The sequence below is a fragment of the Streptococcus infantarius subsp. infantarius ATCC BAA-102 genome (assembly GCF_000154985.1).
GTDB classification, from domain to species: domain Bacteria; phylum Bacillota; class Bacilli; order Lactobacillales; family Streptococcaceae; genus Streptococcus; species Streptococcus infantarius.
On sequence record NZ_DS572689.1, the window covers coordinates 1 to 16,389 of the forward strand.

Below are 16,389 nucleotides of genomic sequence, written 5' to 3' on the forward strand. Positions count from 1 at the left end.
TAACGTGAGTATGATCATCAGTAATAACAGCGTAAGGTGTTACTTCTGAACCTGTACCAGATGTTGTTGGGATACAGAAGAGACGAGTTGCTGTTTGATGTTTGAATTTCACGATACGTTTACGGATATCAATGAATTTTTGTTGCAAACGTAAGAAGAGTTCGCTGACGTTCTCATAGCTGTCAAGGAAATCAGCTTCTTGATCAAGTGAGTATTCATAGATGTAACGTGCAATTTTAGCCGCATCAAGTGCTGAACCACCACCGACTGCAATAACTGTATCTGGTTTGAAATCACGCATTTGTTTTGCGATTTCAATTGTTTGACCAAGTGTTGGGTCTGGTTTGATAGTGCCGTAAATTGATGTCGCAACTTTTTCATCACGCAATGCCAATTGAGCAAGAACAGTATCAACAAAACCAAATTGAACCATACCTGGGTCTGCAACAATCAAAGCGCGTTGCATTGGTTCGTATTCATCTTGCAAGTAAGAAATGGCATTTTTTTCGTAGTAAGTTTTTTCTGGTAGGCGAATCCATTGAGGACGGTTGCGACGTTTGGCAACTGTCTTAACATTTAAGAGATCGCCAGTTGAAAGATTGTGTGACAATGAATTTTTCCCCCATGATCCTGTTCCAAGTGTTAAGCTAGCTTTAAGTGCATCTGTGTAGACATCACCAATACCTCCGACTGAATCTGGTTGGTTAACCAAGACACGTGATGCTTTCACAGCGTCGCCATATTCAGCAACAAATGGGTCTGCTTGAGAACCAATTTGAATACCAGCATTGTGTCCTGCACCTTGGTAGTCAAGAAGTGCTTCAACAATTTCAACACCTTCAGCACGATCTTTAGCTTTATAAACTGAAAGGAGTGGAGAAAGTTTTTCAGAAGATAGTTTTTCACCGATATTTTTCTTATCAAGTTCAAATAAGAGAACATCTTTACCTTCTGGCAATTTCACACCGGCTTGTTCACAAATCCAACGAGCTGGCATACCAGCAACTGGACCGTTAACACCGTGTCTGTCATTAAAGACAAAATCTTCGAGTTTTTTATAGTCCTTCTTAGGCACAAGGTAGGCACCCTTATCTTGCATTTTTTGAAGCCATTCATCATAGATTGGTGCTTCAACAACTGCAGAGTTTTCAGTGGCACAAATCATACCGTTATCAAAACGTTTTGATAGCAACAAGTCTTCTACAGCACGATCAACGTGTGCTGTTGCATCAACGTAGATAGCACCGTTACCAGCACCAACACCCATTGATGGGTTACCTGATTTAAGAGCGGCATTTACCATACCAGGCCCACCAGTTGCCAAAATAGAAGCAATCTTCGGATTTTGGATAAGCGCTGATGTATTTGCAAGAGACGGTGTTTCAATCCATTGAACAATGTTTTCTGGAGCACCAGCTTTCACTGCGGCATCATAAAGAATTTGTGCAGCATGTGCTGAACAGTTTTGCGCTTGTGGGTGGAAAGCAAAGACAATCGCATTACGTGTTTTAAGAGCTACCAAAATCTTGAACATTGTTGTTGAAGTTGGGTTTGTTGTTGGAACAATACCAGCCAAAACACCAAGAGGTGCTGCGATTTGGATACTTCCTGAAACCTTATCTTCCCCAATGATACCTACTGTTTTTTCATTTTTAATACGTTCATAAACGTACTCAGTAGCGAAGTGGTTCTTAATATCTTTATCTTCAACGACACCACGACCCGTTTCTGCATGAGCTTCTTTTGCTAATTCAAGCGAAGCTTCTGAACCTGCAAGAGCCATCGATGCGACAATGTTATCAACTTGTTCTTGTGAATAAGTTGCATAAACACGTTCAGCTTCAAGAGCTTTTTCGACAAGAGCTCCAGTGTACTGTTGAGCCAATTCTTCTGCGCTCAACTCGTCATTCTTTACATCTGCATTTGTTGCTTTAGCCATTAAGAAAACCTCCTTATAAGTACCCTTAAAAATAAGTGCCTCATTTTTTGAGAAGAACTATATTAATGATTGATACTAAAATAAAAACAAGACCGTATAGTCTGGAATTTCAAAACTCAACGTTATTACTTGAGGTTCTCTTCACTATATAAACTACACAAAATCAACAGTTAAATTCTTTAATCATCATATCATTGTGATATTCTTCACCAACCATATTAACCCTTTTTCAAAAAAAGGTCAAGTATTTTTTGTAAGCTGTTTCATTTTTATTTTAAAGCCAATGTAAGGGGATACATTTATATACCCTATTTTCCTTTTGCACTAATACTTTTGTCACTTTTAACATTTTCACGCTATATAAAACCTCATTTTCATTAAAATCACCCCAATGGGAAGTTGATTAATTTTGTTAATCAAACGAAGCATTTGCACAAAAAAAAGCTCCTTGGAAAACCCAAGAAGCTTTTGCTCGACCAAACGTCAGATTAACGACGAAGACCAAGTGATGCGATCAATTCGCGGTAACGGTTAACGTCTGTACGGCGAAGGTATGCCAACAAGTTACGACGGTGACCAATTTTTTTCATCAATCCACGGTAAGTTGCGTGGTCTTTTTTGTGTTGTTTAATGTGTTCGTTAAGGTGGTTGATTTCCCAAGTAAGAACAGCTACTTGAACTTCAACTGAACCTGTGTCACCTTCGTGACGTGCGTATTGAGCGATGATTTCATTTTTTTTCTCTTTTGAGATTGCCATAATTTTTCTCCTTTATATTGCTTCATCCGAGTGGTAGGTTTTTGGCGAATCCTACGACCAAGAAGAAGTTACTTGTCTTACGACAGTCCTTATTGTAGCAGATTACTTCTGCTTTTGTCAAAGGTTTTCCCTTAATTTAACGTGACTTTAACACAAATTAATTTTTCTTTGAAAAACGTGTTTTAATAATCAAACCTAGGCAAATAACCAAGCTGATAACAGCGTAAATGATAAAGGCAAAGCCTGGTTGTGAGCTAAATTTTGAGAAGAGGTTCAAAACAATTGCTGCGCTTGCCCCACCAAGATTACAGAAAATCAAGATAAGCGTAGTCGCATTTCCGATTAATTGCGGTGAGATGCTAGTTGAAACATCACTGAAGACGGAGGTAACCACAATACTGTACCAGAAACCTGATAGCATTGCACCGATTAGCATCACCCAAAGATTGTTAGCAAAACCTACCATAAATAGTCCAAGAGCAAATGGAATCATTGAAATGGTAATCAAGTTTTTGCTAAAGCGTCCAAGCAAACCTTCAAAACAAATTCCTGAAAGAATTCCCATAAGCATCATACCACTCAAGATTAGGCTGGCTTGACGAGGACTTCCAAGATGCAGTTGGTCAACAATAACTGGGATACGAAGACTGTTCGCACTATTGATGTTAATAACAAAACCTGCCAATAAAGATAATCCGACGATATACAAAATATCTTCTTTTCTAAATTTAGCACGAGTCTCATCTTGTTGGGGTTCTTCTACTTCAACCTTAGGTTTTGGTGCAAAAATTAGGTAAACAGCAAGAATTGGCAAAGCAAATAAGTAAACACTAAATGTCCATGACCAGCCAAGAACAACAATGAAACCAACAATCATGGTCAATAAGGCATTACCAATAATTTCAAAAGAACCACGAAGACCGAGCATCTGTGCTTGCTCACGTCCAGCATAAGTCTCACTGATAATACTGATGGCACGAGAATTAATCAAACCAATTCCGATACCAAGTAAAATACGTGATACAAAAACTAATGAATATGTCTGAAAAACGACTGGCATACTACCACCAAAAGCAATCAAAAGAAGACCTAAGATGATACTGAGACGTTCAGAGATTAGACGTTCGATAATTGGATTTAGTAACAACATGGCAAGAATCGCAAAAGATGATAGTGAAAATAGAAATTCCACCTGACTAGCAGCGTATCCTTGCTGATGAAATGTTGTAATCATTTGGGGTAATGCTGTCGACGGAGATAACGTCGAGACCAGCATCAAAGATAGAGATAGGAGACTAAATTTCTCCAAAAATGTTTTCATAGAAACTCCTTACTTGTTTTTTTCTTCCATTTCAAGTATAATCAAAGTTAGCGCATAAAAATATGACTTTTGTCATAACAAAGGAGGTCTGTGTGTCTTTAGAAAAGTATATCCAAGACTATCAGCTTGAAAAAATCTTTCCGAGACATTATTTTGATAAATTGCAAGTCCGCGAATTAGTTGCTGGAGATGCCATTTGTCATCAAGGAGAAGCTTTGACAGCACTCTCTTATTTTGCAAAAGGAAAATTAAAAATTGTTCGTCGCTTATTTAACGGAAAAGAGCATATTTTAGATATCAAAGAAAAACCAACGCTTATCGGAGATATTGAATTATTAACTGATCAGCCAATCGTGTCTTCAGTTGTCGCTCTTGAGGATACATTAGTCATCCAACTTCCCTTGACTGGGATTCGCAAAGAATTATTAGCTGATAATGATTTGCTCCTTAACCTTAGCCGAGGCCTAGCTCAATCACTTTATGAGCAAAACATCCATGCCTCAACGAATTTGAATTACACACTTAAAGAACGCCTAGCTACTCATATCTTGGCTATCGAAGATAAAGGTGTCTTCAAACTAGAATTAACTAATCTTGCTGATTCCTTCAGTGTCAGCTACCGTCATTTACTTCGTGTCATTCATGAATTTATTGATTTAGGAATTATCGAAAAACGTCGCCCTAACTATTATATCAAAGATATGGCGCAGCTCATTGACTTGAAGATTACTAACTGAGCCTTTAGCTTTCTCGTTCAGCATTTTTATGCTATAGTGTTATATAGAATAATTTGAGGAGAAAATATGTCAGTTATTGAAAAATTAGCTAAACCAAGTCATTTAATCAATATGAACGATATTATTCGCGAAGGTCATCCAACTTTGCGTAAGATTTGTGATGATGTCACATTCCCATTATCTGATGAAGAAATCATTTTAGGTGAAAAAATGATGCAGTTCTTGAAAAATTCTCAAGACCCTGTAACAGCTGAAAAAATGGGCTTGCGCGGTGGTGTTGGTCTTGCAGCACCACAATTGAATGTTTCAAAACGAATCATTGCCGTTCTTGTACCAAATATGGAAGATAAAGATGGCAATCCACCAAAAGAAGCTTACAGCTTACAAGAAGTAATGTACAATCCAAAAGTTGTTGCACACTCAGTTCAAGATGCAGCACTTGCTGATGGTGAAGGTTGCTTGTCTGTTGACCGTGTCGTTGAAGGATACGTTGTTCGCCATTCACGTGTGACTGTTGAATACTTCGACAAAAACGGTGAAAAACACCGCATCAAACTTAAAGGTTACAACTCAATCGTCGTTCAACACGAAATTGACCACACAAACGGTATCATGTTCTACGATCGCATCAACGAAGATAATCCATTTGCTGTTAAAGATGGTATGCTAATTGTCGAATAAACTATAAAGAGAGGAAATCCTCTCTTTTTTTGTGACTAAAAAAGCCTAGGATATCAAAATCCTAGGCCATTTTTATCTCACAGTTTTTGATATTGAAAGGCTAAACCAATATGACTGTGATAAAGGTGAGCTAAGCTGAAAATAGGAAAAGCTGACTCACCTATGAATTTGTTAAATGGTAAAACTTAGATTAATCAAGCGCAGCAAGAAGAGCTTGAGCTTGTTTGTCAAGGTTAGCAAGAACCTCATCAGTTGCGATAAATTTGCCATCTGCCCATGCAGAGTCGTTCACACGTGTTGTTGTGATTTCATCAACAAATTTTGTGCGAATGAATGGGAACAAAGTACGGTAAGCATCGGCTACAGCTTCGTGTCCACCATTTGCAAGGATAGAAACAGTTGTCACTTTTTCATTAAGGGCTGATGGACCTGTTGGGTCTGAAAGATCAAGCGCACGGCTCAACCAGTCAAGCAAGTTCTTCACTGAACCAGGAATCGCAAAGTTATAAACTGGTGAAAAGAACCAGATAGCATCAGCTGCCAAGACAGCGTCACGTGCAGCTTGCACAGCAGCTGGTGTGTTAGCTTCCAAATCTTGTGAAAAGACCGGAACCTGTGACCAGTCTAGGTATGATACTTCTGCTTTGCCTTCAAGTGCTTTTTCAGCGTTTTGAGCAAATTGTTGATCAAAAGATCCCTCACGTAATGAACCAACAACAAATAGAATTTTTTTCATGATATATCTCCCTTTTAAGGTTAATTAGTCTGTTAAAAGTTATTTATCACTAAATAGTACTTTTTCTATATTGTCATTGTACGAATTATTGCTACTTTTGTAAATTAATATGCTCATGCGGCTTAAATTTTTTTAGAAGTCGGATAAATTCCTTTTGTTCTTCTTCAGTGAGCACTGAAAAGGTGTCCTGGATTTTTTCGATGTGTAGTGGCAAAGCATGTTCAATGACTTGACGACCTGCGTCTGTTAGAGTTACTAGATAAGCACGTTTGTCGTCAGGACAAGTGTGGCGTGTCACCCATCCTTTTTTCTCCATGTTACGAATTACTACCGTCATATTACCTGAAGTCGCTAAAATACTGTCCATTAATTCACCAATTTTCATAGGCCCTTTACTATAAAGAACATCCAAAACACCAAATTGGGTCTGCGTCAAGTCATCTTCTTTGAACGATTCTGAGGTCTTGGCATCAATTGTTCGATAGGCTTTTCGCAAAACAACCATAGCCTTCACAGCTGTATTCGTGATATCTGACATCTTTCCTCCTGCTTTTCAACTGATATGAAAACGAACAAACTATCTCAGATAAACTGAAAATAATTTGTTCGCTCTTTTTTTATTATTGTAATGATTTTAGAAGAAATCGTCAAACAAACTGAGTTGGTTATCTTCTGGCATGTTGCCTAGGATTCCCATTTCATCCATTTTTTCAACTAGTGTTGCTGAAACACCACCGCGTTTGCGAAGTTCCATTTTAGATAGGAATTCACCTTCTTCACGCGCTTTAACGATTTGTTTTGCAACGTTTTCTCCGAGACCATCCATAGCTACAAATGGTGGAATAAGGGTATCACCGTCAATGATGAACTCTGTCGCATCACTGCGGTAAAGGTCAAGCTGACCAAATTTATAACCACGTTCAAGCATTTCATTGACCAACTCGAGTGTTGTATAAAGGTCAATTTCAACGTTTGAAGCTTCATTATTTTTACGTTTGGTTGAAATCTCAGCCATGCGTTCTTTAACGGCGTCAAGACCAGCACTCATTGTCTTAATGTCAAAGGCCTTAGCACGGATTGAGAAATAAGCACAGTAGTAGTAAATCGGATAATGTACTTTAAAGTAAGCTACACGAAGCGCCATTAAAACGTAGGCTGCCGCATGGGCTTTGGGGAACATATACTTGATTTTACCACAGGATTCAATGTACCAGTCGGGCACATTATTTTCTCGCATAGCTTCAATGTATCCATTACGTTCCTCGTCAGAGATTTTAAGCCACATTCCCTTACGCACACGTTCCATAATGGTAAAAGCCATTTTTGGCTCCAAACCTGCGTGCATGAGGTAAACCATGATGTCGTCACGACAACCGATAACGGTTTTCAGCGTGGCAATCCCCTCTTTAATCAAGTCTTGAGCATTTCCTAGCCAAACGTCGGTACCATGAGAAAGCCCTGATAACTGGAGCAATTCGGCAAATGTTGTTGGGTGAGTTTCTTCAACCATACCACGAACGAAGTTTGTTCCGAATTCTGGAATACCAAGCATACCTGTTGGTGTTCCGATTTGTTCAGGAGTAACTCCTAAAACTTCTGTTCCCGAGAAGAGTGCCATAACATCTGGGTCATCCGCAGGAATATCTTTGGGATCAATACCAGACAAGTCTTGCAACTTACGAATCATCGTCGGATCATCATGACCGAGGATATCAAGTTTCAAGACGTTTTCATCGATATCGTGGAAGTTAAAGTGAGTTGTTTGCCATTCAGCTGACAAATCATCGGCTGGATACTGAACTGGTGTAAAGTCATAAACATCCATGTAGTTTGGAATAACAACGATACCACCCGGGTGTTGTCCAGTTGTACGTTTCACCCCTGCAGCACCTTGTGCCAAGCGTTCAACTTCTGCTTCTGGGTACATTTTCCCGTAATCACGTTCATAACCTTTAACAAATCCGTAAGCTGTACGGTCAGCGACCGTACCAACGGTTCCGGCACGAAAGGCATATTGTTCTCCAAAAATATCACGAACGTCCAAGTGAGCTGACGGTTGGTCATCACCAGAGAAGTTCAAATCGATATCGGGAACCTTGTCTCCATCAAAACCAAGAAAGGTTTCAAACGGAATATCGTGTCCATCTTTCTTGTAACGTGTGCCACATTCTGGGCAATCCTTGTCAGGCAAATCATAACCAGAACCAACAGAACCATCGGTGATGAATTTTGAATGCTGACAATTTGGACAGACATAGTGTGGCGGCATTGGGTTAACTTCGGTAATCCCAATCATGGTTGCCACGAAACTTGAACCAACAGATCCACGCGAACCAACCAAGTAACCACGTTTATTAGAACGAATAACCAACATCTGAGACGCCAGGTAAATCACGGCAAATCCATTACCCAAAATCGAAGTCAATTCTTTTTCGATACGTCGGTCAACAATATCTGGTAGTGGATTACCATAGATTTCAAAGGCTTTTTGATAGGTCATTTCAGCGACACGTTCTTCTGATTTTTCAAGGAAAGGTGTGTACAAGTCTTTCTTAACAACCTCAACTTCCTCGAAACGGTCAGCAAAATCATTGGTATTCTTAACAACAATTTCATACGCGACATCTTCGCCAAGAAAGGCAAATTCATCTAACATTTCATTGGTTGTACGGAAATGTGCTTTTGGTAGCGGAGCAGGTTGAGCGTCTTCACCACGACCAATCGGACGGTTAATCGGTGCCCCTTGCCCTAGACTACGGACAATGATTTCACGGTAAATCTCATCTTCAGGCTCGATATAATGGACATTCCCAGTCGCCAAAACAGGCTTGTTCAGACGACGTCCAACCTCAAGCAAATCTCGAATAACTTGTCGGATACCTTCTTCATCTTTGATTGTTCCTTGCGCCAATAGTGGAGCGTAAATCGCTGGTGGCATAACTTCGATGAAATCATAATATTTCGCCACTTTGACTGCAGCATCTACCCCTGAAGATAAAACTGCGTCAAAGACTTCGCCCTCTGAGCAGGCTGTACCTAGCAAGAGCCCTTCACGGTGGGCATCAAGAACCGTTCTTGGAATACGAGCCACACCTTCAAAATATTTGACATTAGAAAGGCTGACAAGTTTGAAAATATTTTTCAAACCTGTTTGGTTTTGAACATAAATCGTCGCGTGTTTGACACGTGCTTTCTTGTAAGAATCCTCAGCAACCAATTTCGTATTCAAATCCATCATATTGGTTAAATTGTGATTTTCACGTGCTTCTTTCAAGAAAATAAAGAGCAAGCGCCCCGTTGCTTCCGCATCATAGTTCGCCATATGGTGGTGTTCTAGCGAAACTTGGAACCGTTTGGTCAATGGTCCCAAACCATGACGTTTGTATTCTGGATAGAGATTTCGGGCGAATTCCAAGGTATCAATGACAGGTTGTGTAATGATTGGCATGCCATGACGTTCATAATTGGCATTCATAAAGCCAACGTCAAAGGTTGCATTGTGGGCAACTAGCACAGTATCCTGACAAAAATCTTGGAACATTTGAAGGACTTCTTCAATCGGTTTAGCATTGCGAACATGATTATCCGTAATACCAGTCAATTCCGTTGTAAAAGCTGATAAATGATGACCTGGGTTGATGAACTCATCAAACTGCTCAACAATATTTCCCTTGTACATTTTTGAAGCCGCAATCTGAATCAAGTCATTATTGACCGCAGAAAGCCCAGTCGTTTCCACGTCAAATACGACGAAGGTAGCTTCGTTTAACTCAATATCTTGAGGATTGTAGGCAATCGGCACTTTGTCCTCAACGATATTAGCTTCTAAACCAAAAATCGCCTTGATACCATTTTTACGTGCTCTGTGATAGCCGTGTGGGAAACTTTGCACATTGCAGTGGTCAGTAATAGCAACAGCCTTGTGTCCCCATTTCGCTGCTGTATCAATTAATTCTTCAACCGTTGGCAACGCATCCATAGTTGACATATTCGTATGAGCATGGAATTCCACACGTTTTTGACCTTCTGGCATTAAATCCTTGCGGTCATGATGAACAATCTCTTTGACATCTTGCACATTCATGGTCAATGCATGGGTGAAATTATTATTTTCAACATTTCCACGAACTCGAAGCCATGACCCTTTGGCAATCATATCGTATTTTTTCAACTCATCATCATCTTTTGCCCATTTTTGCATGGCAAAACTTGATGTGTAGTCAGTCATTTTAAAATTAATAATGTGACGTCCTGTACGAGTTGTTTTCTTTTCAACGTCAAAAACCATTCCTTCAAAGACAATTCGGTTTTCTTCTGTTGTGACTTCAACCATTGGTGTGATTTTGGCATTTTCAAAACCTACACGGCGCTGTTTGGCACGTTCTTTAAAATCAAATTTAGGTTTTGGTGCTTCTTCAGTTGTTGGCATAGAAGCTTCCAGAGATTTAACCGCCTCACGATTTTCTTGCACCGCTTTTTCCACCATAGCTTCGCGATTTGACGTAAAGTCTTCTCGTAAAGCTTGCGTCATCGCTTCATCAGAAACCATGTCAATGGTAAGTTTGCCAAAACCAAATGCTTCAAATTGACGAGCTAGATTAGGCAGATGATTTTTGCGAAAATGGTCATTGTTAACAAATGCTGGCGCTTCAATCAATAATTTTGTGCCATCATAAGAGACATTCAATTTACTGAAAGAAGCCTTGAAGCTGGCGCTATCACACGGAGCATGCTCAAAAGCCTCTTCATAGTAGGCTTGCAATAAAGGTTGTGAAAAATCGACAGTTTCTGCCTGAATATCAAAAGTCGCTCTGATATCCGCTTGCTTAAAAGTGTTCACCAATCGATAAGACAATTCACGATAGATGTCAATTGGCAAAATTTCCGCAAATGAAAAATGGAACTCCCAGAGGCGAGATACAGAATGCACCTTAACTTCACGAATATCTGCAGATGAAAAAGCAGAAGATTGTCGCATGTCAAGCGGCATATCGATTTGCTCCATCAATTTTTTAAATAATTCTGACATAATGCGTAAACTACCTCAATTCCAAAAACTAAATTTATCTACTAAGGCAAAATACACCTATTGGTTACCATATTTTGCCTTCTTTTCTAGTTACGTTATCTCTTAATTTTACCACAAATGAAATCTTTTTTCGACACAAAAGAAAAAGGTCAGAACTGACTGCCTGACCTTGTTATCATTAATTTTCTTTTGTCAAAATTTCAAGAGTTTCGATAAGGTTTTCTGCGTTAACTTCGATAGTATCACCAGTTGCTTTAATTTTCACTTCAACGATACCGTCAGCAGCTTTCTTACCTACTGTGACACGAATTGGGAGACCGATAAGGTCGCTGTCTGAGAATTTAGAGCCGACACGTTCGTTACGGTTATCAACCAAGACTTCGTAACCTTTAGCAACCAATTCAGCTTCAACTTTCGCTGTCAAAGCTTGTGCTTCTTCATCTTTCACATTGACAGTGATGACGTGTACATCAAACGGTGCCAATTCTTTAGGGAAGTTGATACCCCATGCAAAGCGGTAAGCACCTTTTGGTGTTTTAGAAACAAAGAGACGGGCATGTTGTTCGATAACAGCTGACAAGATACGGCTAACACCGATACCATAGCATCCCATAACGATTGGAATAGCACGTCCATTTTGGTCAAGAATTGTTGCTCCCATGCTTTCTGAATAGCGAGTACCGAGTTTGAAGATGTGTCCAATTTCGATACCACGAGCAAATTTAAGAACACCTTTACCGTCTGGTGAGATTTCACCTTCTTTAACTTCACGAATATCAACGTATTCCGCTTCAAAATCACGTCCTGGGTTAACACCTGTCAAGTGATAGCCGTTTTCATTTGCGCCAACAACTGCATTGGCAACATCTTGCACTTTGCGGTCAGCAACAATGCGGACATTTTCAGGAAGGTTAACTGGTCCAAGTGAACCAAAGTTAGCACCAAAGACTTCAACAGCTTTTTCTTCGCTTGCAGGTTCAAGGAAATCAGCTCCAAGATAGTTTTTCAATTTAACATCATTGACTTGGTCATTTCCGACAAGAAGAGCAACTACTGGTTCATTATCAGCAATGAAGAAAAGTGTTTTGATTGTTTGTTCTTCGTCAACTTTCAAGAATGCAGCAACATCATCAATTGATTTGCAATCTGGTGTTTCCACACGTTTGACATCTTCTTGAGAGACAACTTTTGTTGTTGGTTTATATTCATTGCTTGCCATTTCAAGGTTAGCAGCGTAGCTTGATTCTGTTGAGTAAGCAATGGTATCTTCACCTGAAACCAACCATGATGCCAATTCTTTTTTGATATCTTCTAAAACATCAGCTGGAATTTCATCAATTGAAGCGATTGATTTATCAAGAACCAACCAACGGTCAAGGTCTGTACGGTCTGGAGTGATAGCCATAAACTCTTGAGAATCTTTACCACCCATGGCACCACCGTCACCAATGATAGCTTTGAAATCAAGACCAGCACGTGTGAAGATAGCTTCATATGCTTTACGGTAATCTTCGTAAGTTGTGTCCAATCCTTCGTAGTCAGCGTGGAAACTATAACCATCTTTCATGATAAATTCACGTGTGCGAAGAAGTCCGTTACGAGGACGTTTTTCATCGCGATATTTAGATTGGATTTGGTAAAGGTTCAATGGCAATTGTTTGTATGATTTAACCGCATCACGAACAAGGCTTGTAAATGTTTCTTCGTGAGTTGGACCAAGGATAAAGTCTGATTTATCACGGTTTTTAAGTTTATAAAGGTCTTCACCGTAAGTTTCGTAACGACCTGATTCACGCCAAAGGTCAGCGTTCAAAAGTGCTGGTGCAAGCATTTCAACGGCACCGATTTTTTCAAACTCTTCACGCATGATTTTTTTGAATTTTTCAATTGTGCGGTTAGCAAGTGGTAGGTAAGCGTAGATACCTGCCGAGACTTGGCGAACATAACCAGCACGAACCATAAGAGCATGACTGATAACTTGAGCGTCGCTTGGCATTTCGCGAAGCGTTGGGATAAGCATTTGGGATTGTTTCATAATAAAATATTGCGGTCAAATCACGAAAATAAGTAAGCCGCTTGTTGTTTAGGCAAGTAGCTCACTTATTCGCATTTTTAGAGAAGACCGTATCAATTCCTTTCTAAAAAATGTGTATTTAAAAATATGATGTACTAAATTATTGATTAGTCTTGATGTAAGTTAGAAGAAAACTCGCATGATATCATTCCAAGTAACGGCAATCATCAGAATAATCATGATGACCACGCCAACCAGAGTGACATAAGTTTCTGTCTCTTGTTTGAGTGGTTTACGACGAACAATCTCGATAAGATTCATCAAGATTTTCCCACCATCCAAAGCTGGAATCGGGATAAGGTTAACAATTCCAAGGTTGATTGACAAGAGGGCCAAAAGATTAATCACTGATGGCAATCCATAAGAAGCTGCTTGACTAGAGGCTTGGTACATGGCAACGGGACCACCAAGTTTGTCCAAGCTGAAGTTTGACACAATGCCTTTCAAAGCATTCAAAATTAACATGGCACTTTGCCAAGACATTTGGAAGCCACCAGTAATTTTGTCCCAAAAGCCTGTTTTCAAAGCTGAAGAAACTCCGATAAGATAGCTGCCATGATTTTTGACTGGCTTAATATCAAGAGTCTTAGTTTTTCCAGAAGCGTCTTTTACGGTAACAGGAATGGTGTCACCTTTTGGAATGCCCTTTGTCGATTTGGCAACAGCCTCAGTCAATTCAGACCAATTTGAGACTTTGTATTTTCCGACAGCTAAGACTTTGTCACCATCTTTGACACCTGCAGCTTGCATGGCACCACCGTCAGTCACTCGCACAGCATTTGTCGAGGGATTCGGGACTCCGCCTTGCATAAAGACAAGTAAGATGAAAGCTAGCGTTCCTAGAATAAAATTATTCATCGGACCAGCAAAGTTTGTCATCAAACGTCCCCAGACAGTAGCATTTTGATACTGCACATCAAGGGGCGCAATGCGAATCTCTGTGCCATCTTCTTCAACGATTGTGGCATCGTGATGAACTTTATATGTCTTTTGCTCATCTAGAACCAATCCAGTGATTTCTAATTTATCTTCCAAATCATAAGAAGTCACGTTCATAGGAAGAGCTGTATTATCCAACTGTTTATGTGATAGATTAATACGTGTCACAAGTCCGTCTTTGTTCAAACTCAAGCTAGCTGGTGTACCTGTCTTGATTTCAGTGGTATCATCACCCCAGCCAGCCATGCGGACATAACCACCTAAAGGCAAGATACGAAAGGTGTAAGCTGTCCCTTCCTTATCAAAATGAGAAAAGATTTTCGGGCCCATCCCGATAGAAAATTCTCTCACCAGAATGCCTGATTTTTTGGCAAAGTATAAGTGACCAAATTCGTGGACAATAACTAATATTCCAAAAACAATAATAAACGTTATAATTCCGAGCATTTTGCTCCTCTCTATACCAGTAACATTATTATCCTAATAACCATTCACTAGTAAGCAAACTCCAAAAATTTGTGGCAGCTGCCAAACAAGTCAATTAGAAAAGACCAAATAGATGCATAATTGGGAAAACAAAAATCATTGAATCAAAGCGGTCTAAAATACCACCGTGACCAGGAATAAGTTTTCCAGAATCTTTAACGCCAAAGTGACGTTTAATAGCACTTTCAACCAAATCACCGAATTGACCAAAAATACTAAACAAGATAACGTAAATCAACATTGCAAATAGATTGTGCGGTGCATACACAGCTTTGTCAATTAACATAAAAATTAGTGAAACGACAACTGCACAAGCAATCCCGCCAAGACTACCTTCGATAGTTTTATTTGGAGAAACCTTCGGCATCAATTTACGTTGACCAAAGCGACGACCAATCATATAAGCACCGATATCAGTCGCCCATACGATAAATAAAGCAAAGAGCACTTTATCTAAGCCTCCCATACGAGCATTGACCAAGTTTTGAAAACCAATTCCCACATAAAGGCTAGCTACAATCGGATAAGAGACATCATCGAATGAATAATCATCACAATTGATAACTGTTCCTGCCAAAAGCAAGAAAACCAACAACCCATAGACGGCAAAGTTAGAATCTATCGGTAGTGATGTAAAGTAGTTATCCAAAGGCACTGTCAAAACAAAAGCACCAAGCATTGACAAAACACCTTCAATTGAGAAAAATTCAAGATGTTTCATGCGTAACATTTCTGCCACACCAATCATTGCTAGGAAGCCTACAAAGACTTGAAACAGTAGGCCTCCATGCAATAGAAACGGCAGCATAATCAATAGGGCAATCGCCCCCCAAATCACACGTTGTTTCATGATATTTCCTTTCTAGATTCCACCAAAACGGCGATGACGTTGATTGTATTCAGCAATCGCCTTAATCAACTCATCTTTTTTGAAATCAGGCCATAAAACAGGTGTGAAGTAAAATTCACTATATGCTGATTGCCATGGTAGAAAATTACTAAGACGAAGTTCACCACTTGTTCGAATAATCAAATCCGGATCACGATACAAGTACGGCAAGTGATTCGTCATCAAATGATTTGAAATCACATCTTCTGTAATATCATCTGGGCTGATTTTTGCTTCAAGCACTTCTTGGGCAATATTTTTAACCGCTTCTGTAATTTCTGAACGGCCACCATAGTTAAGTGCAAAATTCAAGATAAGACCAGAATTGTGCTTCGTTTGTTCACAAGCACGTTTCATCGTATCAAAAGTTGCTTTTGGCAAACGATTTGTCTCACCGATAACTTGAACTTTGACATTATTAGTGTCCAATTCAGGGACATATTTATCGAAGAACTCAACGGGTAAGTTCATAATGAATTTGACTTCGTCCTCGGGTCGTGACCAGTTTTCTGTTGAGAAAGCATAAACTGTCAAAACTTTTACACCAAGTTCTGAGCTAGCAATCGTCACTTCCTGCAAAGCATCCATACCAGCTTTGTGTCCCATGACACGTGGTTGCATGCGTTTTTTGGCCCAACGACCATTTCCATCCATGATAATTCCAATATGATTTGGAATCTTGTCAAGGCTTACAGCCTCTTTCTTTTTTCTAAAATTAAATTTAAACATATAATTTCCTTAAAAGTATACTTATCATAATATTTTACCATAAAATAGCTATTTTTTCTCTACTTAATTGA

12 protein-coding genes are annotated in these 16,389 nt (G+C 39.5%); 2 read left to right on the plus strand and 10 right to left on the minus strand.

Translation table 11 applies throughout. The features are described from left to right. From STRINF_RS03415 to STRINF_RS03425, 3 genes are all read right to left on the minus strand, one after another. On the minus strand, nucleotides 1–1,939 hold a 1,939-nt coding region (locus tag STRINF_RS03415), incomplete at its 3' end, for an iron-containing alcohol dehydrogenase (RefSeq protein WP_006531623.1). Between the two features lie 488 nt (nucleotides 1,940–2,427). Beyond that, nucleotides 2,428–2,697 carry a 30S ribosomal protein S15 gene (gene rpsO, locus STRINF_RS03420; protein ID WP_003063161.1) on the minus strand — a complete coding sequence of 90 codons (270 nt, stop codon included), beginning with the start codon at nucleotides 2,695–2,697 and terminating at the stop codon, nucleotides 2,428–2,430. A gap of 157 nt (nucleotides 2,698–2,854) precedes the next feature. Further along, nucleotides 2,855–4,018 (minus strand): MFS transporter, encoded by a 1,164-nt coding sequence (locus STRINF_RS03425; RefSeq protein ID WP_006531625.1) that lies wholly within the window; start codon nucleotides 4,016–4,018, stop codon nucleotides 2,855–2,857. 62 nt (nucleotides 4,019–4,080) lie between these two features. On the opposite strand from STRINF_RS03425, the gene STRINF_RS03430 reads away from it, so the two are divergent. Next, on the plus strand, nucleotides 4,081–4,755 hold the full coding sequence (locus STRINF_RS03430; RefSeq protein ID WP_006531626.1) for a Crp/Fnr family transcriptional regulator: 675 nt from the start codon (nucleotides 4,081–4,083) through the stop codon (nucleotides 4,753–4,755). Nucleotides 4,756–4,821: 66 nt separating this feature from the next. Next, nucleotides 4,822–5,436, plus strand: a complete 615-nt coding sequence (gene def / locus STRINF_RS03435; protein WP_006531627.1) for a peptide deformylase — start codon at nucleotides 4,822–4,824, stop codon at nucleotides 5,434–5,436. A gap of 190 nt (nucleotides 5,437–5,626) precedes the next feature. Here the strand turns inward: def and STRINF_RS03440 are convergent, their stop codons facing one another. The 7 genes from STRINF_RS03440 to STRINF_RS03470 all read right to left on the minus strand — a co-directional run bounded on the left by STRINF_RS03440 (nucleotide 5,627) and on the right by STRINF_RS03470 (nucleotide 16,318). Next, nucleotides 5,627–6,172 carry an NADPH-dependent FMN reductase gene (locus tag STRINF_RS03440; RefSeq protein ID WP_006531628.1) on the minus strand — a complete coding sequence of 182 codons (546 nt, stop codon included), beginning with the start codon at nucleotides 6,170–6,172 and terminating at the stop codon, nucleotides 5,627–5,629. Nucleotides 6,173–6,263: 91 nt separating this feature from the next. Continuing rightward, the gene (locus STRINF_RS03445) at nucleotides 6,264–6,710 is read right to left on the minus strand and encodes a MarR family winged helix-turn-helix transcriptional regulator (protein WP_006531629.1); all 447 of its coding nucleotides are present in this window, start codon (nucleotides 6,708–6,710) and stop codon (nucleotides 6,264–6,266) included. Between the two features lie 96 nt (nucleotides 6,711–6,806). Further along, complete coding sequence (locus tag STRINF_RS03450; RefSeq protein WP_006531630.1) at nucleotides 6,807–11,201, minus strand: PolC-type DNA polymerase III; 4,395 nt, start codon at nucleotides 11,199–11,201, stop codon at nucleotides 6,807–6,809. Between the two features lie 178 nt (nucleotides 11,202–11,379). Then, nucleotides 11,380–13,236: a proline--tRNA ligase gene (locus tag STRINF_RS03455; RefSeq protein WP_006531631.1), complete on the minus strand. Its 1,857-nt coding sequence runs from the start codon at nucleotides 13,234–13,236 to the stop codon at nucleotides 11,380–11,382. Between the two features lie 162 nt (nucleotides 13,237–13,398). Continuing rightward, nucleotides 13,399–14,661, minus strand: a complete 1,263-nt coding sequence (rseP, locus tag STRINF_RS03460) for an RIP metalloprotease RseP (RefSeq protein ID WP_006531632.1) — start codon at nucleotides 14,659–14,661, stop codon at nucleotides 13,399–13,401. A 94-nt stretch (nucleotides 14,662–14,755) separates the two neighbouring features. Further along, entirely contained in the window at nucleotides 14,756–15,550 is a 795-nt protein-coding gene (locus STRINF_RS03465) for a phosphatidate cytidylyltransferase (RefSeq protein WP_006531633.1), read from the minus strand. Nucleotides 15,551–15,562: 12 nt separating this feature from the next. Further along, nucleotides 15,563–16,318 (minus strand): isoprenyl transferase, encoded by a 756-nt coding sequence (locus tag STRINF_RS03470; RefSeq protein WP_006531634.1) that lies wholly within the window; start codon nucleotides 16,316–16,318, stop codon nucleotides 15,563–15,565. Between the last annotated feature and the right edge of the window lie 71 nt (nucleotides 16,319–16,389).

Excerpts from the sequence above, each read along its gene's own strand:
- STRINF_RS03450 (WP_006531630.1), bottom strand. The coding sequence starts at position 11,201 with ATGTCAGAATTATTTAAAAAATTGATGGAGCAAATCGATATGCCGCTT.
- def (WP_006531627.1), top strand. The coding sequence starts at position 4,822 with ATGTCAGTTATTGAAAAATTAGCTAAACCAAGTCATTTAATCAATATG.
- STRINF_RS03430 (WP_006531626.1), top strand. The coding sequence starts at position 4,081 with ATGACTTTTGTCATAACAAAGGAGGTCTGTGTGTCTTTAGAAAAGTAT.
- rseP (WP_006531632.1), bottom strand. The coding sequence starts at position 14,661 with ATGCTCGGAATTATAACGTTTATTATTGTTTTTGGAATATTAGTTATT.
- STRINF_RS03445 (WP_006531629.1), bottom strand. The coding sequence starts at position 6,710 with ATGTCAGATATCACGAATACAGCTGTGAAGGCTATGGTTGTTTTGCGA.
- STRINF_RS03465 (WP_006531633.1), bottom strand. The coding sequence starts at position 15,550 with ATGAAACAACGTGTGATTTGGGGGGCGATTGCCCTATTGATTATGCTG.
- STRINF_RS03455 (WP_006531631.1), bottom strand. The coding sequence starts at position 13,236 with ATGAAACAATCCCAAATGCTTATCCCAACGCTTCGCGAAATGCCAAGC.
- STRINF_RS03440 (WP_006531628.1), bottom strand. The coding sequence starts at position 6,172 with ATGAAAAAAATTCTATTTGTTGTTGGTTCATTACGTGAGGGATCTTTT.
- STRINF_RS03470 (WP_006531634.1), bottom strand. The coding sequence starts at position 16,318 with ATGTTTAAATTTAATTTTAGAAAAAAGAAAGAGGCTGTAAGCCTTGAC.
- STRINF_RS03425 (WP_006531625.1), bottom strand. The coding sequence starts at position 4,018 with ATGAAAACATTTTTGGAGAAATTTAGTCTCCTATCTCTATCTTTGATG.
- rpsO (WP_003063161.1), bottom strand. The coding sequence starts at position 2,697 with ATGGCAATCTCAAAAGAGAAAAAAAATGAAATCATCGCTCAATACGCA.